At 58.4% G+C, this 22,210-nt stretch carries 19 protein-coding genes; 8 read left to right on the top strand and 11 right to left on the bottom strand.

Annotation, left to right across the window (positions count from 1 at the left end):
• Positions 1-8: 8 nt before the first annotated feature.
• The 5 genes from tgt to coaD form a co-directional block, all read right to left on the bottom strand.
• A complete protein-coding gene (gene tgt / locus ACSQ3J_RS20625) occupies positions 9-1,139 on the bottom strand; it encodes a tRNA guanosine(34) transglycosylase Tgt (protein WP_436040031.1) in 1,131 nt (376 codons plus the stop codon).
• Positions 1,136-2,221 (bottom strand): tRNA preQ1(34) S-adenosylmethionine ribosyltransferase-isomerase QueA, encoded by a 1,086-nt coding sequence (gene queA, locus ACSQ3J_RS20620; protein WP_436040030.1) that lies wholly within the window; start codon positions 2,219-2,221, stop codon positions 1,136-1,138. Before queA ends, tgt begins: the two co-directional genes overlap by 4 nt.
• Positions 2,222-2,300: 79 nt before the next feature.
• A complete protein-coding gene (locus ACSQ3J_RS20615; RefSeq protein ID WP_436040029.1) occupies positions 2,301-2,810 on the bottom strand; it encodes a peptidylprolyl isomerase in 510 nt (169 codons plus the stop codon).
• Between the two features lie 41 nt (positions 2,811-2,851).
• Positions 2,852-3,421, bottom strand: coding sequence for a peptidylprolyl isomerase (locus tag ACSQ3J_RS20610; RefSeq protein ID WP_436040028.1), 570 nt, complete (start codon positions 3,419-3,421; stop codon positions 2,852-2,854).
• Between the two features lie 29 nt (positions 3,422-3,450).
• Positions 3,451-3,945, bottom strand: coding sequence for a pantetheine-phosphate adenylyltransferase (gene coaD, locus ACSQ3J_RS20605; protein ID WP_436040027.1), 495 nt, complete (start codon positions 3,943-3,945; stop codon positions 3,451-3,453).
• A gap of 358 nt (positions 3,946-4,303) precedes the next feature.
• On the opposite strand from coaD, the gene ACSQ3J_RS20600 reads away from it, so the two are divergent.
• Complete coding sequence (locus ACSQ3J_RS20600) at positions 4,304-4,444, top strand: hypothetical protein (RefSeq protein ID WP_156393872.1); 141 nt, start codon at positions 4,304-4,306, stop codon at positions 4,442-4,444.
• Positions 4,445-4,639: 195 nt separating this feature from the next.
• Here ACSQ3J_RS20600 and gyrA read toward each other — a convergent pair whose 3' ends face one another.
• On the bottom strand, positions 4,640-7,435 hold the full coding sequence (gyrA, locus tag ACSQ3J_RS20595) for a DNA gyrase subunit A (protein ID WP_436040025.1): 2,796 nt from the start codon (positions 7,433-7,435) through the stop codon (positions 4,640-4,642).
• Positions 7,436-7,666: 231 nt separating this feature from the next.
• Between gyrA and ACSQ3J_RS20590 the strand changes: the two genes are divergently transcribed.
• Entirely contained in the window at positions 7,667-8,296 is a 630-nt protein-coding gene (locus ACSQ3J_RS20590; protein WP_060505403.1) for a MarC family protein, read from the top strand.
• Positions 8,297-8,373: 77 nt separating this feature from the next.
• Here ACSQ3J_RS20590 and ACSQ3J_RS20585 read toward each other — a convergent pair whose 3' ends face one another.
• Complete coding sequence (locus ACSQ3J_RS20585) at positions 8,374-8,910, bottom strand: single-stranded DNA-binding protein (RefSeq protein ID WP_436040024.1); 537 nt, start codon at positions 8,908-8,910, stop codon at positions 8,374-8,376.
• 265 nt (positions 8,911-9,175) lie between these two features.
• On the opposite strand from ACSQ3J_RS20585, the gene uvrA reads away from it, so the two are divergent.
• Positions 9,176-12,097 carry an excinuclease ABC subunit UvrA gene (gene uvrA, locus ACSQ3J_RS20580; protein WP_436040022.1) on the top strand — a complete coding sequence of 974 codons (2,922 nt, stop codon included), beginning with the start codon at positions 9,176-9,178 and terminating at the stop codon, positions 12,095-12,097.
• A gap of 23 nt (positions 12,098-12,120) precedes the next feature.
• Positions 12,121-12,924 carry a DUF72 domain-containing protein gene (locus tag ACSQ3J_RS20575; RefSeq protein WP_060505400.1) on the top strand — a complete coding sequence of 268 codons (804 nt, stop codon included), beginning with the start codon at positions 12,121-12,123 and terminating at the stop codon, positions 12,922-12,924.
• Here the strand turns inward: ACSQ3J_RS20575 and ACSQ3J_RS20570 are convergent, their stop codons facing one another.
• Positions 12,925-14,409, bottom strand: coding sequence for a bifunctional ADP-dependent NAD(P)H-hydrate dehydratase/NAD(P)H-hydrate epimerase (locus tag ACSQ3J_RS20570; protein ID WP_060505399.1), 1,485 nt, complete (start codon positions 14,407-14,409; stop codon positions 12,925-12,927).
• Between the two features lie 336 nt (positions 14,410-14,745).
• Here ACSQ3J_RS20570 and ACSQ3J_RS20565 point away from each other — a divergent pair, with 336 nt between their 5' ends.
• Complete coding sequence (locus ACSQ3J_RS20565) at positions 14,746-15,084, top strand: P-II family nitrogen regulator (protein WP_018324798.1); 339 nt, start codon at positions 14,746-14,748, stop codon at positions 15,082-15,084.
• Between the two features lie 60 nt (positions 15,085-15,144).
• Positions 15,145-16,554 carry a type I glutamate--ammonia ligase gene (gene glnA, locus ACSQ3J_RS20560; protein ID WP_060505398.1) on the top strand — a complete coding sequence of 470 codons (1,410 nt, stop codon included), beginning with the start codon at positions 15,145-15,147 and terminating at the stop codon, positions 16,552-16,554.
• A 101-nt stretch (positions 16,555-16,655) separates the two neighbouring features.
• Here glnA and ACSQ3J_RS20555 read toward each other — a convergent pair whose 3' ends face one another.
• Together ACSQ3J_RS20555 and ACSQ3J_RS20550 are read right to left on the bottom strand one after the other, a co-directional pair.
• Complete coding sequence (locus ACSQ3J_RS20555) at positions 16,656-17,693, bottom strand: TAXI family TRAP transporter solute-binding subunit (protein ID WP_436040020.1); 1,038 nt, start codon at positions 17,691-17,693, stop codon at positions 16,656-16,658.
• Positions 17,694-17,738: 45 nt separating this feature from the next.
• Positions 17,739-18,770, bottom strand: a complete 1,032-nt coding sequence (locus ACSQ3J_RS20550; protein WP_436040018.1) for a hypothetical protein — start codon at positions 18,768-18,770, stop codon at positions 17,739-17,741.
• A 188-nt stretch (positions 18,771-18,958) separates the two neighbouring features.
• Here ACSQ3J_RS20550 and hspQ point away from each other — a divergent pair, with 188 nt between their 5' ends.
• Positions 18,959-19,288 (top strand): heat shock protein HspQ, encoded by a 330-nt coding sequence (gene hspQ, locus ACSQ3J_RS20545; RefSeq protein WP_436040033.1) that lies wholly within the window; start codon positions 18,959-18,961, stop codon positions 19,286-19,288.
• An 87-nt stretch (positions 19,289-19,375) separates the two neighbouring features.
• On the opposite strand, the gene ACSQ3J_RS20540 is transcribed toward hspQ, so the two are convergent.
• Complete coding sequence (locus tag ACSQ3J_RS20540) at positions 19,376-20,014, bottom strand: invasion associated locus B family protein (protein WP_060505395.1); 639 nt, start codon at positions 20,012-20,014, stop codon at positions 19,376-19,378.
• Positions 20,015-20,238: 224 nt separating this feature from the next.
• Here ACSQ3J_RS20540 and ACSQ3J_RS20535 point away from each other — a divergent pair, with 224 nt between their 5' ends.
• Complete coding sequence (locus tag ACSQ3J_RS20535) at positions 20,239-22,113, top strand: extracellular solute-binding protein (RefSeq protein WP_436040017.1); 1,875 nt, start codon at positions 20,239-20,241, stop codon at positions 22,111-22,113.
• Positions 22,114-22,210 lie beyond the last annotated feature (97 nt).

Here is a 22,210-nt window from a genome sequence, read left to right as displayed (position 1 = left end):
TCAGCCTCTCAGAGTGGCGCCAGGTCTCCTTGGCGCCATTCTTCCTGCGTCTCTTCCATGAAGGCGGCATAGCGGCCCTCCTCGATTGCCGTGCGGATACCTGCCATCAATTCCTGGTAATAGGCCAGGTTGTTCCAAGTCAGCAGCATGCCACCCAGGCTCTCGTCGGCACGCACGAGATGATGCAGGTAGGCGCGCGAATAGTCGCGTGACGCCGGGCAGGCCGACTGATCGTCGAGCGGTCGGGTATCCTCCGCATGACGGGCGTTGCGCAGGTTGACGCGCCCGCGCCGGGTAAACGCCAAGCCGTGACGGCCAGCGCGTGTCGGCATGACGCAGTCGAACATGTCGATGCCACGGGCCACGGATTTCAGGATATCGTCAGGGGTACCGACACCCATCAGGTAGCGCGGCTTTTCGACTGGCAGTTCCGGGCACGTGATGTCAAGCATGTCGAGCATGACGGCCTGCGGTTCGCCGACAGCAAGGCCGCCGATCGCATAACCCTTGAGATCAAGCCCAGACAGCGCCTGTGCCGAACGGACACGCAGCGCCGGCACATCGCCGCCCTGAACGATACCGAACATCGCCTTGCCCGGCTGATCGCCAAAAGCAGTCTTGCAGCGGTCGGCCCAGCGCAGCGACATTTCCATTGCGCGTTCAATATCAGAGGGTTCTGCCGGAAGTCTCACGCATTCGTCGAGCTGCATCTGGATATCGCTGTCGAGCAAACCCTGGATTTCGATCGAGCGCTCCGGCGACATGTGATGCAAGGCGCCATCGACATGGCTCTTGAACGTTACGCCCTTCTCGTCAAGCTTGCGCAGGCCAGCGAGCGACATGACCTGAAAGCCGCCGCTATCGGTCAGGATCGGATAGGGCCAGCGGATCAGCTCATGCAGGCCGCCCAGACGCGCCACCCGCTCGGGGCCTGGACGCAGCATCAGGTGATAGGTGTTGCCGAGAATGATATCGGCGCCGAGATCGCGGACCTGATCGAGATACATCGCCTTGACCGTGCCGACGGTTCCGACCGGCATGAAGGCCGGCGTGCGGATTTCCCCGCGCGGCATCGATACCGTGCCGCGACGGGCCTTGCCATCGGTTGCCTTGATGTTGAACTGAAAAGTTTCGGTCATGTTGCATCCCGGAAAAGCAGGCTGGAATCGCCGTAGGAATAGAATCGGTAGCCGGTTTCGATGGCGTGCTCGTAAGCGCGCCGCATGGTGTCCATGCCACTGAAGGCCGAAACGAGCATGAACAGCGTCGACTTCGGCAGATGGAAATTGGTCATCAGCATGTCGACGGCGCGGAAACGATAACCGGGCGTGATGAAAATACCGGTCGGGCCGGACCATGGGCGAATATTGCCATTCTCTTCAGCTGCACTTTCGATCAGCCGCAGCGACGTGGTGCCGACGCAGACGACGCGCCCGCCCCTCGCCCGGACTGCGTTCAGGCGTTCGGCAACGTCAGCGCTGACATGACCGATCTCCTGGTGCATGACATGATCGTCGGTGTCATCGACCTTCATCGGCAGGAAGGTGCCAGCGCCGACATGCAGGGTGACGAAATGACGTTCGATGCCGAGTGCATCCAATGATTCAAATAGGCGATCGGTGAAATGCAGGCCGGCGGTAGGCGCTGCAACGGCCCCATGCTCGCGCGCATAAACCGTCTGGTAGTCGGTATGATCCTGCTCGTCTTCGGGGCGCTTGGAGGCAATATAGGGTGGCAGCGGAATATGGCCGACGGCAAGGATTGCCTCATCCAGCGCCGGGCCGGAAAGATCGAACTGCAGGGTCACTTCGCCGGCTTCGCCTTTCTCCTCGACGGTCGCGTCCAGAGCGCCCATCAGGCAGGTATTGGAGCCGTGGCCGAACTCGATGCGATCCCCAACCTTCAAACGTTTGGCAGGACGGGCAAAAGCCTTCCAGCGGTCGGCGGCAATGCGCATGTGCAGCGTCAGCGAAACCTGGGTCACCACGTCCTCGCCGCGCCGGCGCAAGCCTTCCAGCTGGGCGGGAATGACCTTGGTATCATTGAAGACGAGAGCGTCACCGGGGCGCAGGAACGAAGGCAAGTCCAGAACGCTATGATCGGTCAGTTCGACGCTTGCCTCCGGCTGCACGACAAGCAGCCGGGCGCTGTCGCGCGGGCTGACAGGCCTCAGCGCAATATTATCCTCGGGGAGATCGAAATCGAACAGATCGACGCGCATCAAAACTCTTCTTTAAACGGCAAACCCGCCCCGGCGCCTTTGCAAGGCGATCCGGGACGGGTTTTGGCAATAGCCTGAATTAGGCGTTGGCGGCAAGTTTCATCGACACGATGCTGTCGGGATCCTTGACAGGCTCGCCCTTCTTGATCTTGTCGACATTTTCCATGCCCGAGATAACCTGACCCCAGACCGAATACTGCTTGTTCAGCCACGGGCTGTCGGTGAAGCAGATGAAGAACTGCGAATTGGCAGAATTCGGCATCTGGCTGCGAGCCATCGAGCACGTGCCGCGCACGTGGCTCATGTTGGAGAATTCAGCCTTGAGGTCCGGCTTGGACGAGCCGCCCATGCCGGCGCGGGCCGGATTGAAGTCCTTGCCACCCGTCTTGCCGAACTGCACGTCGCCGGTCTGCGCCATGAAGTCGTCGATGACGCGGTGGAAGACGACGCCGTCATAGGCGCCTTCGGCACACAGTTCCTTGATGCGGGCAACGTGGCCCGGTGCCAGGTCCGGCAGAAGCTGGATGACAACCTGCCCCTTGGTGGTTTCCATGATGATGGTGTTTTCAGGATCCTTGATCTCTGTCATGGCCTTCTCCTTCTTGTTAAAGCGGGCGTTTAAAACGGGGATTACTTGCCGACCTTGACGCTGATCATGCGGTCTGGATCGGTAACGGAACCATTGTTGGCTTCGTCCCCCTTCTTGATCTTGTCGACATTGTCCATGCCTTCGATAACCTTGCCGACAACCGTGTACTGGCCGTTGAGGAAATCGCCGGGGGCGAACATGATGAAGAACTGCGAATTGGCGGAGTTCGGATCCTGGCTGCGCGCCATGCCAACTGTGCCGCGCGCAAACGGAACCTTGGAAAATTCAGCCTCGACGTTCGGCTTGGACGAGCCGCCCATGCCGGCCATCTCCGGCTTGAAATCCTTTTCCATATTGCCGTACTGGACATCGCCGGTCTGAGCCATGAAGCCCGGGATGACGCGGTGGAAGGCGACATTGTTGTAATCGCCTGCCTCGGTCAGTTCCTTGATGCGCGCGACATGCTTGGGCGCAACATCCGGCATCAGCTCGATGACAACCGGGCCGTCCTTCAGCGTGATGGTGATGTATTCCTTGGCCTGGGCGAAGGCATTGCTGGTCAGGGATGCGAGGACAACGGCGCCTGCGAAAGCGAGTTGGAGAATTTTCATATGAGCTCCCATGGAAATAAAAGAAAACGTCAGGATTTGCGTTTTGCGTTCAGGGCCGAATGAACGGCCTTGGGTACGAAGGCGCTGACATCACCGCCCATGGCAGCGATCTGGCGAACCAATGTGGCGGTAATGGGCCGCGAGGCCGTACCGGCCGGAAGAAACAGGGTCTGGATATCCGGCGCCATTTGCCGGTTCATGCCCGCCATCTGCATCTCATAATCAAGGTCCGTGCCGTCCCGAAGGCCGCGGACCAGAAGCGAAGCGCCATGTTTTCGCGCGGCATCGACAACGAGATTATCAAAGGAAACGACCGAGATATCGGCGGCCCTTTCAGGAAGGAATTCCTTGAGCGACTGCGCAATGAGGGCGGCGCGCTCCTCAAAGGAAAACAGTGGAGTCTTGCCGGGATGAACACCGATCGCAACGATAACCGCCGACGCAACATTCAGCGCCTGCACCAGCACGTCGAGGTGGCCGTTCGTCATCGGGTCGAAGGAGCCGGGATAAAAAGCAGTGGTCATCGCGCCTGTTTCCATTTCGAAGCCTTGTGTCACGGACTGCGGGCAATCGCAAGGGAGCACGCTTGCCGCTCCACGTGTTCCCTTTGGAACAGCAGCCCGATGACATGAACGCTAAATGAAGGGTGTGTTCAAGGTTGTTTCAAGGACGGGCTTGTACATCGTCAAGTAGAGAACGGAACTTTTTCCAGTCAAGGCCGTTTACTGGCTGAAAGGATCACCGCTATGGCACTTATTCTTCTGTCTATGACCATGTTCTTTGTCATGCTTTTTGCAACGGCAAACGCAATCAGAAACGAAGCGCGCAATGACGGGTCTGATCTTAATCGTACGCGTGTGTTAAAGTAGAGGATGAACTGCAATGGCCATCACAATGATGATCATATCGGCAGTGATTAGTATCGTGTTCCTGGTCGATTTCGCCAAAACAATTTTCGAACTTCAGCGCGACAGAAGCGCAATGAAAGCAATGAGCCGCGACGCCGGCGGTTTCAGCGTCTGACATTTTCAAAGTTCCCCAGCGGCAACCTCCAGTGTCCGCTATCGTAAAAGCCGGACGGTTCCCCTGCCAGTCCGGTTTTTCTTTGCCTTAATCAGCCCTGCGGCAGCAGTTTTGCATCACTGCCCCGCAAAATCGGGCCAAAGAAAAAGCCGGGCGAAGTGATCACCCGGCTTTTCAATCATGAGACGAAAGACTTTACTCTTCGGTTGCAGCCGGCGGATCGATGGCCGGAGCATCGTCATCCGGCATCTCCGTCTGGCCTGCGGCGTCCTCGTCCTCTTCTGCTTCAGGCTCGCTGATGCGCTCGACCGAAACGACCTTTTCGTCCTTGGCGGTGGAGAAGATCGTCACACCCTTGGTGGCACGGCTTGCAAGCCGAATGCCGCCAACCGGAACGCGGATCAACTGGCCGCCATCGGAAACGAGCATGATCTGGTCATTGTCTTCGACCGGGAAGGCCGCGACCAGTTCGCCGATTTCGCCGGTCTTCGAGGTATCCGTCGCGCGGATACCCTTGCCGCCACGGCCGGAGGTGCGGAAGTCGTAGGTGGAGGAGCGCTTGCCAAAACCCTTGACGGAGACCGTCAGCACGAACTGTTCGCGTGCTTTGAGTTCCTCATAACGGGCGTCGTCGAGCTGACCTTCTTCGGTAACTTCCTCGCCGACGAGCGCGATTTCCTCGTCTTCGCCGGTTGCCGCCCGCCTTTCGGCGGCGGCGCGCTTGAGATAGGCTGCCCGTTCCCACGGCTCGGCATCGACATGGCCGACGATGGTCATCGAGATGATCCGGTCGCCTTCGCCGAGCGTGATGCCGCGAACACCGATCGAGTTGCGGCCGGCAAAGACACGGACGTCATCAACCGAGAAGCGGATGCACTGGCCGAGCGCCGTCGTCATCAGCACATCGTCATGTTCGGTACAGGTTTCGACGGAGAGGATCTCGTCACCCTCTTCATCCAGCTTCATGGCAATCTTGCCGTTGCGATTGACCTGGACGAAATCCGACAGCTTGTTGCGGCGGACCGTTCCACGTGTTGTCGAGAACATCACGTCGAGGTTTTCCCACGTCGTTTCGTCCTCGGGCAGCGGCATGATCGTGGTGATGCGTTCGCCGGGCTCCAGCGGCAGCATGTTGATCAGCGCTTTGCCGCGTGATTGCGGCGTACCGACCGGCAGGCGCCAAACCTTTTCCTTGTAGACGATGCCGCGCGAGGAGAAGAACAGCATTGGCGTGTGTGTGTTGGCAACGAACAGGCGCGTGACGAAATCCTCGTCGCGCGTCGCCATGCCAGAGCGGCCCTTGCCGCCACGGCGCTGGGCCCGGTAGGTCGCCAGCGGCACGCGCTTGATATACCCAAGGTGAGACACGGTGATGACCATGTCTTCCTGGGCAATCAGGTCTTCGTCGTCCATATCGAGACCGCCTTCGACGATCTCGGTGCGGCGCGGCGTGCCGAACTCGTCGCGAACGGCAATCAGTTCGTCCTTGACGATGGTCATGATGCGAATGCGCGACGACAGGATATCGAGATAGTCGCTGATCTCGGCGCCAATCTTGTTCAGTTCGTCGCCGATTTCATCGCGGCCAAGGGCCGTCAGGCGGGCCAGACGCAATTCGAGAATCGCCCGGGCCTGCTCTTCGGACAGGTTATAGGTGAGGTCCTCGTTGATACGGTGGCGCGGATCGTCGATCAGACGGATCAGGCTTTCGACATCCGATGCCGGCCAACGGCGTGTCATCAATTGTTCGCGGGCCGTGGCCGGATCCGGCGCTTCGCGGATCAGCTTGATGATCTCGTCGATATTGGCAACGGCGATGGCAAGACCGACCAACACATGCGCGCGTTCGCGCGCCTTTCGCAGCAGGTACTTGGTACGGCGGCTGATGACTTCCTCGCGGAAGGCAACGAAGGCGCGCAGCATGTCGAGCAGCGTCATCTGCTCCGGCTTGCCGCCGTTCAGCGCCACCATGTTGCAGCCAAACGAGGTCTGCAGTGGTGTGTAGCGATAGAGCTGGTTGAGGATGACCTCGGCATTGGCGTCGCGCTTCAGTTCGACGACGACACGGTAACCTTGGCGGTCGGATTCGTCGCGAAGGTCGGAAATACCCTCGATGCGCTTGTCCTTGACCAGTTCGGCCATCTTCTCGATCATCGTCGCCTTGTTCACCTGATAGGGAACTTCGGTGATGATGATCTGTTCGCGGTCGCCGCGCATCGGCTCGATGGTGGCGCGGCCGCGCATGATGACCGAGCCGCGGCCCGTCTCATAAGCCGAACGGATGCCGGACCGGCCAAGGATGAAAGCGCCGGTCGGGAAGTCCGGCCCCGGAATGATCTCCATCAGCTGCGGCAGTTCAAGGCCAGGTTCATCAATCAGCGCGATACAGCCGTTGATCACTTCGATCAGATTGTGTGGCGGGATATTGGTCGCCATGCCGACGGCGATGCCGCCTGCCCCGTTGACCAGAAGGTTCGGGAACTTCGCAGGCACGACGGACGGCTCGCTCAGCGTGCCATCATAGTTGTCGCGAAAATCGACCGTTTCCTTGTCGAGATCGTCGAGCAGCGCATGGGCGGCCTTTTCAAGCCGGCACTCGGTATAACGTTCGGCCGCCGGCGGATCGCCGTCGATCGAGCCGAAATTGCCCTGACCATCGATCAGCGGCAGCCGCAGCGACCAGGGCTGCGCCATACGGGCGAGCGCATCATAGATCGCCGAGTTGCCGTGCGGATGGAATTTACCCATCACGTCCCCGGTGACGCGGGCGCATTTGACGTATTTCTTGTTCCAGTCGATGCCCAGTTCGCTCATCCCGAACAGGATGCGCCGGTGCACGGGCTTCAGACCATCGCGGACATCGGGAAGAGCACGGCTGACGATAACGCTCATGGCGTAATCGAGATACGAGCGCTGCATTTCCTCCATGATGGAAATGGGCTCGATGCCTGGTGGGTTCTTGCCGCCGCCTGGTGTGCTTTGTTCAGTCAATTTCGATCACGATCTTTGTTCAGAATCAGACAGATTTTTATAGCCGAATGCGTTGGCGAGCGCCAATTTCGGGGCCGGGTTGTGAACAGCCTTTTAGGCTCATCGTCGCTCTTGCAGGCATTTGCAAGGCAAAAGCGGCTAAACAGTGAAGGACAGGTCTTTCATTCAGCGATCCCCTCGCCTAACAATTCATCAGACGGTCATCATAAACAAGGCCGCGAGGGGAATGGGATGTCTCATATCGACCTTTTGATCAATGCGCTGACCACGATCCTGGTCACCATCGATCCGCCCGGCCTTGCGCCGATCTTCCTGAGCTTGACTGTCGGCATGAGCCGTCAGGAGCGCTTTCTGGTGGCTCGGCGTGGCACGCTGATCGCTTTTTTCATCCTGTCGGCGTTCGCTTTGTTCGGAAGCAGTATACTTGGCCTGCTCGGCATCTCCATCGGCGCCTTCCGGATTGCCGGCGGCCTGCTGCTGTTCTGGATCGCCTTCGAAATGATCTTCGAGAAGCGCAACGAGCGCAAGGAAAAGACCGGCGAAACGGCCATCACCCGCGATCACATTCACAATATCGCGGTTTTCCCCTTGGCACTGCCGCTGATTGCCGGCCCCGGCGCCATCTCGGCGACGATCCTGTTGTCCGGTTCGTTTTCGGCAACCATCGACCGTGTGCAGCTGATCCTGGTCATCGCCTTCTGCCTGGCCGTCCTGTTTGCCTCACTCGTCATTGCCGAACGCATCGACCGGTTTTTAGGTGTCACCGGCCGCGCCATCCTGACACGCCTGCTCGGCGTCATCCTCGCGGCCTTGGCGGTGCAGTTCGTCGTCGATGGCGTCAAATCGACCATGGGGTTGTGATCACGCTCAATTGTGGCAGGTCCCATTGACGAAAAAGGCCCGGTTTCCCGGGCCTTTTTGACTGTAGATCACTTGGATCAAAAGGGAATATCGTCGTCCATATCGCGCGAAAAATTCCCGCCGCTGTTGCCGCCGCCGCTGCGCCCCGCCGGCGCCGAGGATGGACGATCGTAATCGCCGCCATAGTTGCTGGAACCGCCGCCGGCATTGCCGCCGCCATATTCGGAGCCGCCGCGGCCACCGCCAGCACCCTGCCCGTCACCACGGCCACCAAGCATGGTCAGTGTGGAGTTGAAGCCCTGCAGCACGATTTCCGTCGAGTATCGGTCCTGGCCGTCCTTGTCCTGCCATTTGCGGGTCTGCAGCTGGCCTTCGACATAGACGGTCGAGCCCTTCTTCAGATACTGCTCGGCAACCTTGCAGAGGCCTTCGTTGAAGATCACCACGCGATGCCATTCGGTCTTTTCCTTGCGCTCGCCGGAATTGCGGTCGCGCCAGCTTTCCGAAGTCGCAATGTTGAGGTTGGCGATCGGCTTGCCGTCTTGCGTGCGCCGGATTTCCGGGTCTGCCCCGAGGTTGCCGATCAAAATCACCTTGTTGACACTGCCTGCCATCTTGCTTTTCCCGCTGTCCTGCCCGGCCTTTCAGCCCGGCTACCAAATTCAGAGCGCGCATCTTAGCGGCTGACGGCCAAGCATACGCCCCTGTGCATTGTGTCATCCACAACAGATTTTAAATTATGTTCTTTATTTGTTCTATTAAATTTGCAATAACCTGTCAACCGACTCGGAAAGCCTGCTGTTTTTCTGCTTGCGCCTCGACATGGGCGCTGGCGTACTTAAATAGGAGCTTTCCAATACCTGTACAAAGCTGGGCACGATGAGCAAACTCGAGACCATTTCCATCCGCGGCGCGCGCGAACACAATCTCAAGGGCATCGACCTTGATCTGCCGCGCAACAAGCTGATCGTCATGACCGGCCTGTCGGGCTCGGGAAAATCCTCGCTTGCCTTCGATACGATCTATGCGGAAGGACAGCGCCGTTATGTCGAGAGCCTGTCGGCCTATGCCCGTCAGTTCCTCGAAATGATGCAGAAGCCGGATGTCGACCAGATCGACGGTCTGTCTCCGGCCATCTCGATCGAGCAGAAAACCACCTCGCGCAATCCGCGCTCGACGGTGGGCACTGTCACCGAAATCTACGACTACATGCGCCTTCTCTTCGCCCGCGTCGGCGTACCCTATTCGCCCGCCACCGGTTTGCCGATCGAAAGCCAGACAGTCAGCCAGATGGTCGATCGCGTCGTCGATTTCGGCGAAGGCACCCGTCTTTATATTCTCGCGCCGATCGTGCGTGGCCGCAAGGGCGAATACAAGAAAGAACTTGCCGAGTTGATGAAGAAGGGGTTTCAGCGCGTCAAGATTGACGGGCAGTTTTACGAGATCGCCGAGGCACCAGCGCTCGACAAGAAATACAAGCATGACATCGACGTTGTCGTCGACCGTGTCGTCGTGCGCCCCGACCTGACGACGCGCCTCGCTGACAGCCTGGAAACCTGCCTGACGCTGGCCGACGGCCTGGCGATTGCCGAATTTGCCGACAAGCCGCTGCCGCCTGAGGAAACCGCAGCTGGTGGCGCGGCCAACAAGTCACTCAACGAAACGCATGAGCGTGTGCTGTTTTCCGAAAAATTCGCCTGCCCCGTATCCGGCTTCACCATTTCGGAGATCGAGCCGCGGCTGTTCTCGTTCAACAATCCGTTCGGCGCCTGCCCGACCTGCGATGGACTTGGTAGCCAGCAGAAAATCGACGAAGCACTGATCATCCCCGAGCCCGATAAGACGCTGAAGAGCGGCGCCATCGCGCCCTGGGCGAAATCGTCGTCACCTTATTATAATCAGACGCTGGAAGCGCTCGGCAAAGCCTTCGGCTTCAAGCTGTCGAGCAAATGGACCGATCTTTCCGACGAAGCCAAGCACGCCATCCTGCAGGGCACCGAGGAAAAGATCAGCTTTCACTACGAGGACGGCGCCCGCTCCTACAACACGACCAAGAATTTCGAAGGCATCGTGCCCAATCTGGAGCGGCGCTGGAAGGAGACCGACAGCGCCTGGGCACGTGAGGAAATCGAGCGCTACATGTCGGCCGCGCCATGCCCGTCCTGTAACGGTTTCCGCCTGAAGCCCGAAGCACTCGCAGTCAAGATCAACAAGTTGCATATCGGCGAAGTCACGCAGATGTCGATCCGTGTTGCGCGTGACTGGTTCGACGTTCTGCCCGAGCATATGAACGCCAAGCAGAACGAGATCGCCGTGCGCATCCTCAAGGAAATCCGCGAACGGCTGCGCTTCCTCAATGATGTCGGGCTTGAGTATCTCAGCCTCTCACGCAATTCCGGCACCCTGTCGGGCGGGGAGAGCCAGCGCATCCGGCTGGCCTCGCAGATCGGCTCGGGCCTTACCGGTGTACTCTACGTTCTCGATGAGCCCTCCATCGGCCTGCATCAGCGCGACAACGCCCGCCTGCTCGATACGCTGCGGCATCTGCGCGATATCGGCAATACGGTGATCGTCGTCGAGCATGACGAGGATGCGATCATGACGGCCGATTATGTCGTCGATATCGGTCCGGCTGCCGGTATTCATGGCGGCGAAGTGGTGGCACAAGGCACGCCGCCGGAAGTTCTTGCCAATCCGAATTCGCTGACCGGAAAATATCTCTCCGGCGAACTATCGGTCGCCGTTCCGGCAGAGCGGCGCAAGCTGAAAAAGAAAAAGGAAATCACTGTTGTCGGCGCCCGCGCCAACAACCTGAAGAACGTCACGGCGTCGATCCCGCTCGGCGTGTTCACGGCTGTCACCGGCGTGTCGGGCGGCGGCAAATCAACCTTCCTGATCGAAACGCTCTACAAGGCAGCCGCCCGCCGCATCATGGGTGCACGCGAAAATCCGGCCGAGCATGACCGGATCGACGGGTTCGAGCACATCGACAAGGTCATCGACATCGACCAGTCGCCGATCGGCCGCACGCCGCGCTCCAACCCGGCCACCTATACCGGCGCGTTCACGCCAATCCGCGACTGGTTCGCCGGCCTGCCGGAAGCCAAGACCCGCGGCTATCAGCCGGGCCGCTTCTCCTTCAACGTCAAGGGCGGCCGTTGCGAAGCCTGTCAGGGCGATGGCGTCATCAAGATCGAGATGCACTTCCTGCCGGATGTCTATGTCACCTGCGACGTCTGCCACGGCAAGCGCTACAACCGCGAAACGCTCGACGTGCATTTCAAGGGCAAGTCGATCGCCGACGTGCTCGATATGACCGTCGAGGAGGGCGTCGAGTTCTTCGCCGCCGTTCCCGCCGTGCGCGACAAGCTGCAGGCGCTGCAAGGCGTTGGCCTCGGCTATATCAAGGTCGGGCAGCAGGCCAACACCCTGTCGGGCGGCGAGGCACAGCGCGTCAAGCTAGCCAAGGAACTGTCTAAGCGTTCGACGGGCCGCACGCTCTACATTCTCGACGAACCGACCACCGGCCTGCATTTCCATGACGTCGCCAAGCTTCTGGAAGTGCTGCACGAACTGGTCAACCAGGGCAATTCGGTCGTTGTCATCGAGCACAATCTCGAAGTCATCAAGACAGCCGACTGGGTGATCGATTTCGGTCCGGAAGGCGGTGATGGTGGCGGCGAAGTGATCGCCGCGGGTACGCCAGAAGATATCGTCAAGGAGAAGCGCTCCCATACCGGCGCCTTCCTCAAGGAACTTCTGGAGCGGCGGCCGATCCGCAAGATGGCGGCGGCGGAATAAGGGATACGGGGAGAGGAAAGCGCATGTCGACATCAGGCACAATCCGCTGCGGCATTGGCGGCTGGACCTTCGATCCTTGGGAAGGAACGTTTTATCCGGAGACGCTGGCGAAGAAGCGGCAGCTGGAATATGCCAGCAGCCAGCTGAAAGCCATCGAAGTCAACGGCACCTATTACGGCTCTCAAAAGCCGGAAACATTCGCCAAATGGGCGTCGGAAGTGCCGGACGACTTTGTCTTCTCGCTGAAAGCCAGCCGCTTTGCCACCAACAAGAAGGTGCTGGCGGAAGCCGGTGAATCGATCGGCAAATTTCTCGGCCAGGGACTGACGGAACTCGGACCGCATCTCGGACCGATCCTCTGGCAGTTCATGCCAACCAAGAAATTCGATGCCGATGATTTTGGTGCGTTTCTAGCGCTGCTACCGGAGAAGCAGGACGGCCTGACGCTGCAACATGTCGTGGAAGTACGGCATGATTCTTTCTGCACGCCGGAATTCACCGCCTTGCTTGCCAAGCATAAGGTTGCTGTCGTCTGCGCAGACCATTTCGACTATCCGATGATCGCCGACGTCACTAGTGATTTCGTCTATACACGTCTTCAGACCGGCAGCGATGACGTCAAAACCTGCTATGATGAAAAACGCCTCGATCTCTGGGCTGAACGGCTGAAGATCTGGGCAGCAGGCGGCGATGTCAGTGATCTCGCGCATGCCGATCCCGGCCACAAGCCGGAAAAGAAGCCGCGCGACGTGTTTGCCTTCTTCATCACCGAGGGCAAGGTCAATGCCCCGAACGGCGCGCAGGCGCTGCAGAAGCGGGTGAACTGATCAGCGGACTGGCGGCAACGGCCCGATCGCTGCGGCGAGATCGTCTGCAGTCAAGCCCTCGCCTGCCTTAGCGCCTGCCTGGCCGTGTCTCCAGACGCCAGCGGCGGCCGCTTCAAAGGCCGGCATGCCCTGCGCCAGGTGTGCGCCGATGATGCCAGCGAGCGTATCGCCCGATCCCGCCGTCGCCAGCCACGGAGGCGCATTGGCGTTGATTGCGGCGCGGCCGTCTGGTGCCGCAATGACCGTATCGGCGCCTTTGTAGACAATCACGGCATGGCTGCGTTTCGCAGCCGCGAGGGCACGATCAATCTTCGAGAGCGTCTGGTCGGCGTCGATATCGGCAAACAGCCGGGCGAACTCGCCCTCGTGCGGGGTCATCACCAGCCGGGGTTCGCCACCGGAAAAGGCGTTGAAAAGTGGGGCTGGATCATCCTTGAACGCGGTAATCCCGTCGGCATCAAGCACCAGCGCCCTGTCGCAGAGCATTAGAGTATATTGCCGCGCCTTCTCCAGATCGCCAAATCCCGGGCCAAGCACGAAGGCGCTGATACGCCTGTCGGCAAGCCAGTCGGACAGAGCGGCGGCATCCTCGATCTGCTTCAGCATGACGGCGGTCAGATGAACTGCATTGGCGGTGAGCGCTGCAGAGGCGGACGCCACCGTCACCAATCCGGCGCCCGCCTTCAACCCAGCCGCAGCCGAAAGCCGTGCCGCCCCGGTCGAAAGCGACCCGCCTGAAAAGATTGCGAGATGGCCACGCTTGAATTTATGGGCCGAGGGATCAAGGATATGGGCCAGTCCGGCCCAGAGATGCGGGCCATTTTCGCAAAGCCCGCTTGTATGGTTGAGCAGAATACGTTCGGGTATGCCGATATCGAACACCTCAAGACTGCCGCACAATGTGCGTCCCGGCAACAGCAGATGCCCCGGCTTTCGCGCCATGAATGTGACGGTATGCCCGGCTCGAAAGCTCTCGCCGAGCACCTGCCCGGTGAGGCCATCAAGACCGGACGGCAGGTCAACAGCGATAACGGGAATTCCGGCCCGACCCACGGCCTGCATCACCAAAGCTGCGTCATCCGGAACGGCACGGGACAAGCCGGCGCCAAACAAGGCGTCAATGACAACATCTCCAGGTTCGGGCTGGTAGGCCGCAAGTGTTTCAACACTTTTTGCCCACTGCGCATGGGCGCGGGCTGCATCGCCCGTAAGGCGGGCGCTGCAGCCCAATGCGTGAACGGCGACCTCCGCGCCGCTTCGCTGCAACGCGGCAGCGGCGATATAACCATCGCCGCCATTATTGCCAGGCCCGCAGAGAACGACAAACCGCAGCGCCTGTGGATAAAGCCGCAGGGCAGCTGCGGAAACGGCCAGCCCCGCCGATGTCATCAATCCAAAACTGTCGATCCCGGATACTGCCGCATCGCTGTCGATCGCGGACATTTCCGTAGGAGTGATAATGGATACTGTGCGGTCGAAGGACATGCCTCAAAATGCCCGCAAGCAGAAGAGCCGACAAGCTTAAAACGCGATCTTACTTTGTTTACTTTTTAGGCATTTGCACAGAATCCGCACTGACCTGTGCTGGCTTCCGCAGCAACAGCCAATGCACCCTGAGGACAAAGCGCGTTCAGGCAGAAAAATTCATAAAAAATAGGCAAATGACGCTGTTTATTCCGGAGAAAGAGATATGATCATCGCAGCTGAGGGTGTTTTAACCCGAAACAGCATCGCATTTGCCATATCTGGCATATAAAATGCATATTGAGGGCGAGCGGGCATAAGCCTGCCATAACGGGAGAAGCGGAGAGATATTTTCTCATGAAAAAGATCGAAGCGATCATAAAGCCTTTCAAGCTGGACGAAGTGAAGGAAGCCCTTCAGGAAGTTGGCCTGCAAGGGATCACCGTCACCGAAGCCAAAGGCTTTGGGCGCCAGAAGGGTCACACGGAGCTTTATCGTGGGGCAGAATACGTTGTTGATTTTCTCCCGAAGGTGAAAGTTGAAGTCGTATTGGCTGACGAAAATGCGGAGGCCGTGATCGAGGCCATACGGAATGCCGCGCAGACCGGACGTATTGGCGACGGAAAAATCTTCGTCTCCAATATCGAAGAGGTCATCCGCATCCGTACCGGCGAAACCGGCATCGACGCCATCTAATCCGCCTAACCGGTTCGGTTTAGGCCTACCTCGTCATCTCAAAAGAGGGACTTTCAAAACATGACGACTGCAAGTGATATCCTCAAGCAAATCAAGGAAAACGACGTCAAGTTCGTTGATCTGCGCTTCACCGATCCGAAGGGCAAGCTGCATCATCTGACCATGGACATCGGCTGTGTCGACGAAGACATGTTCGCCGATGGCGTCATGTTCGACGGCTCGTCGATCGGCGGCTGGAAGGCCATCAACGAGTCCGACATGGTGCTGATGCCGGATCCGGCGACCGTCCACATGGATCCCTTCTTTGCGCAATCGACGATGGTTATCGTCTGCGACATTCTCGACCCGGTCTCCGGCGAAGCCTATAACCGCGATCCGCGCGGCATTGCCAAGAAGGCCGAAGCTTACCTGAAGGCATCCGGCATCGGCGACACCGTCTATGCAGGCCCTGAACCCGAATTCTTCGTCTTCGACGACGTCAAATACAAGGCCGATCCGTACAATACCGGCTTCAAGCTCGACTCATCCGAGCTGCCGTCGAACGACGATACCGATTACGAGACCGGTAACCTCGGTCATCGTCCGCGCGTCAAGGGCGGCTACTTCCCGGTTCCGCCGGTCGATTCGTGCCAGGACATGCGCTCCGAAATGCTGACGGTGCTCACCGAGATGGGCGTCACCGTCGAAAAGCAGCATCACGAAGTAGCGGCCGCCCAGCATGAACTCGGCGTGAAGTTCGACACGCTCGTTCGCAGCGCCGACAAGGTGCAGATCTACAAGTACGTCGTCCACCAGGTCGCCAATGCCTATGGTAAGACGGCAACCTTCATGCCCAAGCCCATCTTCGGCGATAACGGTTCGGGCATGCACGTCCACCTGTCGATCTGGAAGGACTCAAAGCCGCAGTTCGCCGGCGATGAATATGCCGGCCTGTCGGAGAGCTGCCTGTTCTTCATCGGCGGCATCATCAAGCATGCCAAGTCGATCAACGCCTTCACTAACCCGACGACCAACTCCTACAAGCGTCTCGTGCCTGGTTATGAGGCCCCGGTTCTGCTGGCCTACTCGGCCCGCAACCGCTCGGCTTCCTGCCGCATTCCATTCGGCACGGGTCCGAAGTCCAAGCGCGTCGAAATCCGCTTCCCCGATCCGCTGGGCAACCCCTATCTCGGGTTCGCCGCCATGTTGATGGCCGGTCTCGATGGCATCAAGAACAAGATCCATCCTGGCAAGGCCATGGACAAAGATCTCTACGACCTGCCGCCGAAGGAACTGAAGAAGATCCCGACCGTCTGCGCTTCGTTGCGCGAGGCACTGGAAAGCCTGGACAAGGATCGCAAGTACCTGACCGCCGGTGGCGTCTTCGATGATGACCAGATCGATTCCTACATCGAACTGAAGATGGTCGAAGTCATGCGCTACGAAATGACCCCGCACCCGGTCGAATTCGACATGTACTACTCGGCCTAACAGCCGGATTACGGTCCCGCGTTTGGTGGGTCCGGACGATCAATGCAAAAGGCCGGATTCGCGAAAATCCGGCTTTTTTTGTTCTTGGACTTTTGACCAGGTTATTGTTTTTTCAGCCGCTGTTTCAGCAGGTTGAGATATTCCTCGTTGCCGTCCTGCCCTTGGTCTGCTGCCGCTGGCGCCTTGCATGCAGGCTTGTAGTCGAGCGCCATGCCGGCCTTGACGCAGACGCCGACCTGCCAGCCGGGCGGCAAGGCCGTCAGATCGACATCCTTCCATTTCGGATGGCCGCTCGCCTGCAGCTTGTCGAGATTGTTGAGGATGAGGTTGGAGAACTCCGAGACCGCCTTACAGCTTTCACGCTGATAGGCGTTGCGCTTGACGTCGTAATCATAGGTCATCATCACAGCCTTGACCGCGATCAGCTCGACCGGTTCCTTCTGGAAAGCATAGGTTCCACCGTCGATCCGCGACGGTGTGTAGGTCGCCAGAAGCGGCGCTTCGGTAATCGGCACGAGATGGAATTTCGCGCCGTCGATCGGATTGTTCTTGAACAGCGCTGCCGGTGCGCCGGCGACGTAGAAGAAGGCATCGATCTCACCAGCGAGAAGTTTTGGCAGGGCTGCGTCCGGATTGAGCGGCACCCGCTCTCCGGTCTTGACCTGCAGGATATCTAGGACCAGCGAGGACGTCAGAAATGTGCCGCTATCCTTGACGCCGACGGCCACTTTCTTGCCCGCCAGATCGCCCATGTCCTTGACATCTGTGCGGGCGAGAACATGGATTTCCTCATTGTAGAGCGGATACATGATGCGGACGCCACGCACGGCTTGCTGCACTTCCAGGTCATCGGCCTCGAATGTTTTCAGATATTCAAGTACATCGCTCTGGACGATGCCGAACTGGGTATTCCTGCTGTTGCGCACGCCGACAAAGTTCTCAAGCGAGCCAGCCGATTCCTTGACGTTGAGTGTTAAGCTACATGTCTTGCCGAGGGCTGCAATATCGCGCCCGATCTGGATATAGGTACCCTGCGGCCCGCCGGTCATGATGTTCTTTTCGAACTCGGCTGCCGATACCGGAGTAAGCGCGAGCGCTGTCAGCATCGTCGCGGCTACAAAAGCCTGTCGGAACATCATGTTTCTCCCCGTAAGGCGAACCGCCAAGCTGGCAGACACCGGTTGTCAGCAATCACTCTTGAAATCACGCATCAGGTTGCGCATCAGGACCAGCGGCACTTTGTCAAAGACGCTCTCCAGCGCATCCGTAACACAAGCCCCTGATACCAGCTGGTTTTTCAGCCGCTGCTTCTTCTCGTCATCCAGGAAACCGATGCCGCGCGTCGTGCCAATGATGTTGTCCACCATCAACCGGTCACGCGGCACCAATTCGACGCTTGGGGCCGGCTGACCAGTCTCCGGTACAGGCTTGCCGATCACAGGCCCATTGGATGGCGTTTCGGCAGTCATTCTGGCTGCGGCTTCGAGCTGCTTTTGCAGCGTCTCCACTTTGCGGCGTTCTTCGCCAAGGCTCTGTTCCAGCGTCTTGATCTGCGCGTCACGGGCAAGATCAAGCGGCGACTCGAATGTCGAAGGTTGTTTCCCGGCTTCCGATACCTTCTGCTCCAGCGCTTTTTGCGCCGCAATCGCATCGGCCGTTGCCTTTTCGAGACCCGCCTTCAAACCGTTTATCTGATTGTTCAGGGCAAGTTTGTCGGCGCCAAGATTTTGCGCCTGCGTTCTGGCGTCGGTAAGATCATCCCTGGCTGCGCTCAACTGCGCGTTCAGCCCGGCAATCGTCGCCGTAAAATCATCGGAGGCAGATTTCGCACTCGCTTTCTCGGTTAACAGCAGTTTTTCAAGCGCCGAAATATCCGCATCGCGCTTGTCCAGCAGCCGGGTGAGCTTCGGAACCTCATTGAGTTTCAGCTCGGCATAGTCCTTTTCCAGCTCCTCGGCCCAGTTGCCGGAATTCTTCTTGAAATTGACGAGATCACCGTTCGCCTTGTCTCGCTGTGCCGTGGCTTCGGCGAGTTCGACAGTGAGTGAGGCCGTACTGGTCTTCAGCGCCGCAATTTCGGTTTGCATCGCCTGCCGTGCGAACCAGAAATAGCCACCGGCAGCAATCAGCGCCATGCAGAGTACAGCCGGCAAAACGAGACCGAACGAGCCGCGGCCGCGTGTCACCTGTTGGTCCCTACCCCACTGATTGCTCATGCTTTATCCGCCATCGAAGAACTCCTCTTGTTTGAGGTACGATGATTTTCCAGGAGAGGCAAGCAATGGCGCGCGGCAACGCTGCCTTGTGTCTATCCATGACGTTTAGGGCCCGCGCCACGTCTGAGCGTAACACTTGATGTTTGAGGAAAAACCACCACATACTACAGCGAAAGGAACCTAACATGATGAAACAAAGAGACGCAAAATTTCAGATTGGACAGGTTGTTCGCCATCGCGTGTTTCCATTCCGCGGCGTCATTTTCGATGTCGATCCGGAATATGCCAACACCGAGGAATGGTGGAATTCAATTCCCGCTGAAGTCCGCCCGACCAGGGATCAGCCGTTTTACCACCTGCTCGCCGAGAATGAGGAAACGGAATACGTTGCCTATGTCTCCGAACAGAACCTCATTTCGGACGAGAGCGGACAGCCCTTGCGTCATTCCCAAGTGAACGCATTTTTCGATCCGGAGACTGTCGGCCAATACAAGCCGAAAGCGGTTGTCCAGCACTGAGGTAAGCCATCCGGTACGGCTTTGCCTGAAAAACAAAAAGCCGCCGCGAGATTGTCGCGGCGGCTTTTTGTTTGATGGTACAGGCAATCAGTTTGCGGTGGCAGCCTTCTGGGCGTCTTCCAACTTCTTGCGGGCGTCTTCAGCCTTCTTCTGCATTTCTTCCTGCAGCAGGCGCTGGCGCTCTTCGAGCTTGGACTGTTCGATCGGCTCGCCGTCGAAAACGCCGGTGAAGCCACCGAGCGAAATCTTGATCGGATTCGGCGCACGCTGGAAGTTAACCGACGTGAACACGACTTCGCCGCCCTTCTTCAGGCTGGCCAGAACGGCGTCGCTGAGGGGCACTTCGGCAACGCACTTGTCAGGCATGCAGATAGCGTAGTCGAGCTTGGCGCCCTTGCCACCGTCGATCTGCATCTGGATGCCCGGCGGGATCAGGCGTGCGGATGGAACCGACACCTGCAGAACCTTGCGGTTGACCTTGCCCTGAACGCTGATCAGGCCGACGGCAGTAATCAGCTGACCATTGCTGGCCGTCAACAGATTCTGCACGATGCAGACATCATTGTCTTCCTGCTTGGTGCAGACCTTGAACCAGCCCTGCGGCGGGCGGGCGGCGCCGGCAGCAGCCTGCTGTGCAAAAGACGCGGCCGGCATCGCGGCAACAGCAACTGCGCCGGCAAATGCCGACAAAGCAGCCTTTTTGGTGAAGTTCGACTTGAAGATCATAATGATACCCGTCTCCTGAATTCCGGTGTCTGAGCAGTCTTAAAGACGCTCGTGATCAATGGTCAGCTGCCCGCTCTCCTGTTGGGCAAATGAGGCAATTGCATGACCCTCGTCTCCGGGAACACCTGTTACAGCGAGCGGCGACGGATATCCAGCCTCTCCGCCATTTTTTTGCATTCCGTCCTTGGGCCGGTATCGGCTTTTAAAGTATCGGTTGGTTGGAAATGCTGATCAACGTGTTAATTTGCCGTGATTCACGAGATGACGACAGCAGGAGGCGGGCTTTGCGCGCATTATTTTTGGGTTTGATTTCGGTGCTAGCCACGCTTGGCACCGTTGTAGCTGCACAGGCAGAGCCGGTTCACGGCATCGCCATGCACGGCCAACCCGCCCTGCCCGCCGATTTCAAGAACTTCCCTTATGTCAAGCCGGACGTCAAGAAGGGTGGCCGCGTCTCCTACGGCGTGGTTGGTACGTTCGACAGTCTCAACCCGTTCATTCTGAAGAGCATGCGCACCACAGCGCGCGGCATGCTCGACCCGGAATACGGTAACCTCGTCTATGATTCGCTGATGCAACGCTCGCGAGACGAAGCCTTTTCGCTCTACGGGCTGCTGGCCGAGACAGTGGAGTGGGATGACGACCGCACATTTATCCAGTTCAATCTCAATCCGAAGGCGAAATGGGCCGATGGACAGCCGGTGACGCCAGAGGATGTCATCTTCACGTTCGAACTGTTTCGCGACAAGGGGCGCGTCCCGTTCAGCACGCGGCTTGCAAAGGTCGACAAGGTCGAGAAAATCGGCGAGCGCAGCGTCCGCTTTACATTCAACGACAAAGCCGACCGCGAATTCCCGCTTTTGATCGCCATGACACCGATCCTGCCAAAACATGCGATTGACGTTGCGACATTTGATCAGACCTCGCTCAAGTTCCCACTCGGCTCCGGCCCCTATCGTGTAGCCGAGGTGAAACCCGGAGAGCGGATCGTCTACAAGCGCAATCCTGATTATTGGGCAAAGGATCTGCCGGCAAAGATCGGTTTCGATAATTACGACGAGATTTCCGTCGAATATTTCCTGCAGGATAATTCGCTATTCGAGGCCTTCAAAAAGGGTGAGATCGACATTTATCCGGAAGGCAGCCCGACAAAATGGGCGCGCAGCTACAATTTCCCGGCCGTCCAATCCGGCAAGGTCATCAAGGACACGTTCACGCCGAAGACCCCGTCTGGCATGCTCGGTTTCGTCTTCAACACACGCCGGCCGATGTTCGAAAACCCGAAACTGCGTCAGGGCCTGGCATTGGTCTTTGATTTCGAATGGGCAAACAAGAACCTCTTTGACGGAGCCTATACCCGCACGCAAAGCTTCTGGCAGAACTCGGGACTTTCCTATCTCGGTGTTGCTGCCGATAGCCGTGAACTGGGCCTTTTGGGCGACATCCGAAACCGCATCAACCCATCGGTCCTTGATGGTACATACCGCCTGCCCGTGACCGATGCCTCGGGCCGCGACCGCAATGTGTTGCGTGAAGCCGTGACGCTGCTGCGTGAAGCAGGCTACGGTATCAAGGATGGCAAGATGCTCAGCGCGCAGGGCATACCGCTCGCCTTCGAGATCATGACCCAGAACGAGGGCCAGGAAAAACTGGCGCTGACCTATCAGCGCTCGCTCGCAGCACTTGGGATTGCCGCATCCGTGCGTACGGTCGATGATTCGCAGTATCAGCAGCGCACCCAGTCCTTCGACTACGATATCATCATGAAATCGTTCCCCTCATCGCTCTCTCCGGGCATCGAGCAGGTCACCTATTGGGGATCGCAGTCACGCGACCAGCAGGGCAGCTCGAATTTTGCCGGTGTCGCCGATAAGGATGTCGATACGCTGGTCGACCATATCCTGCGCGCCGTCAGCGTCGAAGATTTTACGGCAGCCGTGCGAGCACATGATCGCCTGTTGGTTTCCAACTTCTATCTGGTGCCGCTCTACCATGTCGGCTCGCAATGGGTGGCGCGTGAAAAGCGGATTGGCCGTCCGAGTATCGTACCACTCTATGGCTACCAGTTGCCGGCATGGTTTGACGAAACTGTGCAATAACGTGGAATTGGCGGCGGTATACTTTTGGTAACGCATTGAAAGCGCAAAACGCTGCGCCTATGTCGCTGTTCAACGATATTCCGCGCAAGGAGCAAGT

The sequence above is a fragment of the Rhizobium sp. LjRoot98 genome (assembly GCF_964252935.1).
Classification (GTDB): Bacteria; Pseudomonadota; Alphaproteobacteria; order Rhizobiales; family Rhizobiaceae; genus Pararhizobium.
This window is presented reverse-complemented; position numbering and strand designations above follow the sequence as displayed.

Coding starts and splice junctions, on each gene's coding strand:
- tgt (WP_436040031.1), bottom strand. CDS start 1,139: ATGACCGAAACTTTTCAGTTCAACATCAAGGCAACCGATGGCAAGGCC.
- queA (WP_436040030.1), bottom strand. CDS start 2,221: ATGCGCGTCGATCTGTTCGATTTCGATCTCCCCGAGGATAATATTGCG.
- ACSQ3J_RS20615 (WP_436040029.1), bottom strand. CDS start 2,810: ATGACAGAGATCAAGGATCCTGAAAACACCATCATCATGGAAACCACC.
- ACSQ3J_RS20610 (WP_436040028.1), bottom strand. CDS start 3,421: ATGAAAATTCTCCAACTCGCTTTCGCAGGCGCCGTTGTCCTCGCATCC.
- coaD (WP_436040027.1), bottom strand. CDS start 3,945: ATGACCACTGCTTTTTATCCCGGCTCCTTCGACCCGATGACGAACGGC.
- ACSQ3J_RS20600 (WP_156393872.1), top strand. CDS start 4,304: ATGGCCATCACAATGATGATCATATCGGCAGTGATTAGTATCGTGTTC.
- ACSQ3J_RS20590 (WP_060505403.1), top strand. CDS start 7,667: ATGTCTCATATCGACCTTTTGATCAATGCGCTGACCACGATCCTGGTC.
- ACSQ3J_RS20585 (WP_436040024.1), bottom strand. CDS start 8,910: ATGGCAGGCAGTGTCAACAAGGTGATTTTGATCGGCAACCTCGGGGCA.
- uvrA (WP_436040022.1), top strand. CDS start 9,176: ATGAGCAAACTCGAGACCATTTCCATCCGCGGCGCGCGCGAACACAAT.
- ACSQ3J_RS20575 (WP_060505400.1), top strand. CDS start 12,121: ATGTCGACATCAGGCACAATCCGCTGCGGCATTGGCGGCTGGACCTTC.
- ACSQ3J_RS20570 (WP_060505399.1), bottom strand. CDS start 14,409: ATGTCCTTCGACCGCACAGTATCCATTATCACTCCTACGGAAATGTCC.
- ACSQ3J_RS20565 (WP_018324798.1), top strand. CDS start 14,746: ATGAAAAAGATCGAAGCGATCATAAAGCCTTTCAAGCTGGACGAAGTG.
- glnA (WP_060505398.1), top strand. CDS start 15,145: ATGACGACTGCAAGTGATATCCTCAAGCAAATCAAGGAAAACGACGTC.
- ACSQ3J_RS20555 (WP_436040020.1), bottom strand. CDS start 17,693: ATGATGTTCCGACAGGCTTTTGTAGCCGCGACGATGCTGACAGCGCTC.
- ACSQ3J_RS20550 (WP_436040018.1), bottom strand. CDS start 18,770: ATGAGCAATCAGTGGGGTAGGGACCAACAGGTGACACGCGGCCGCGGC.
- hspQ (WP_436040033.1), top strand. CDS start 18,959: ATGAAACAAAGAGACGCAAAATTTCAGATTGGACAGGTTGTTCGCCAT.
- ACSQ3J_RS20540 (WP_060505395.1), bottom strand. CDS start 20,014: ATGATCTTCAAGTCGAACTTCACCAAAAAGGCTGCTTTGTCGGCATTT.
- ACSQ3J_RS20535 (WP_436040017.1), top strand. CDS start 20,239: ATGCTGATCAACGTGTTAATTTGCCGTGATTCACGAGATGACGACAGC.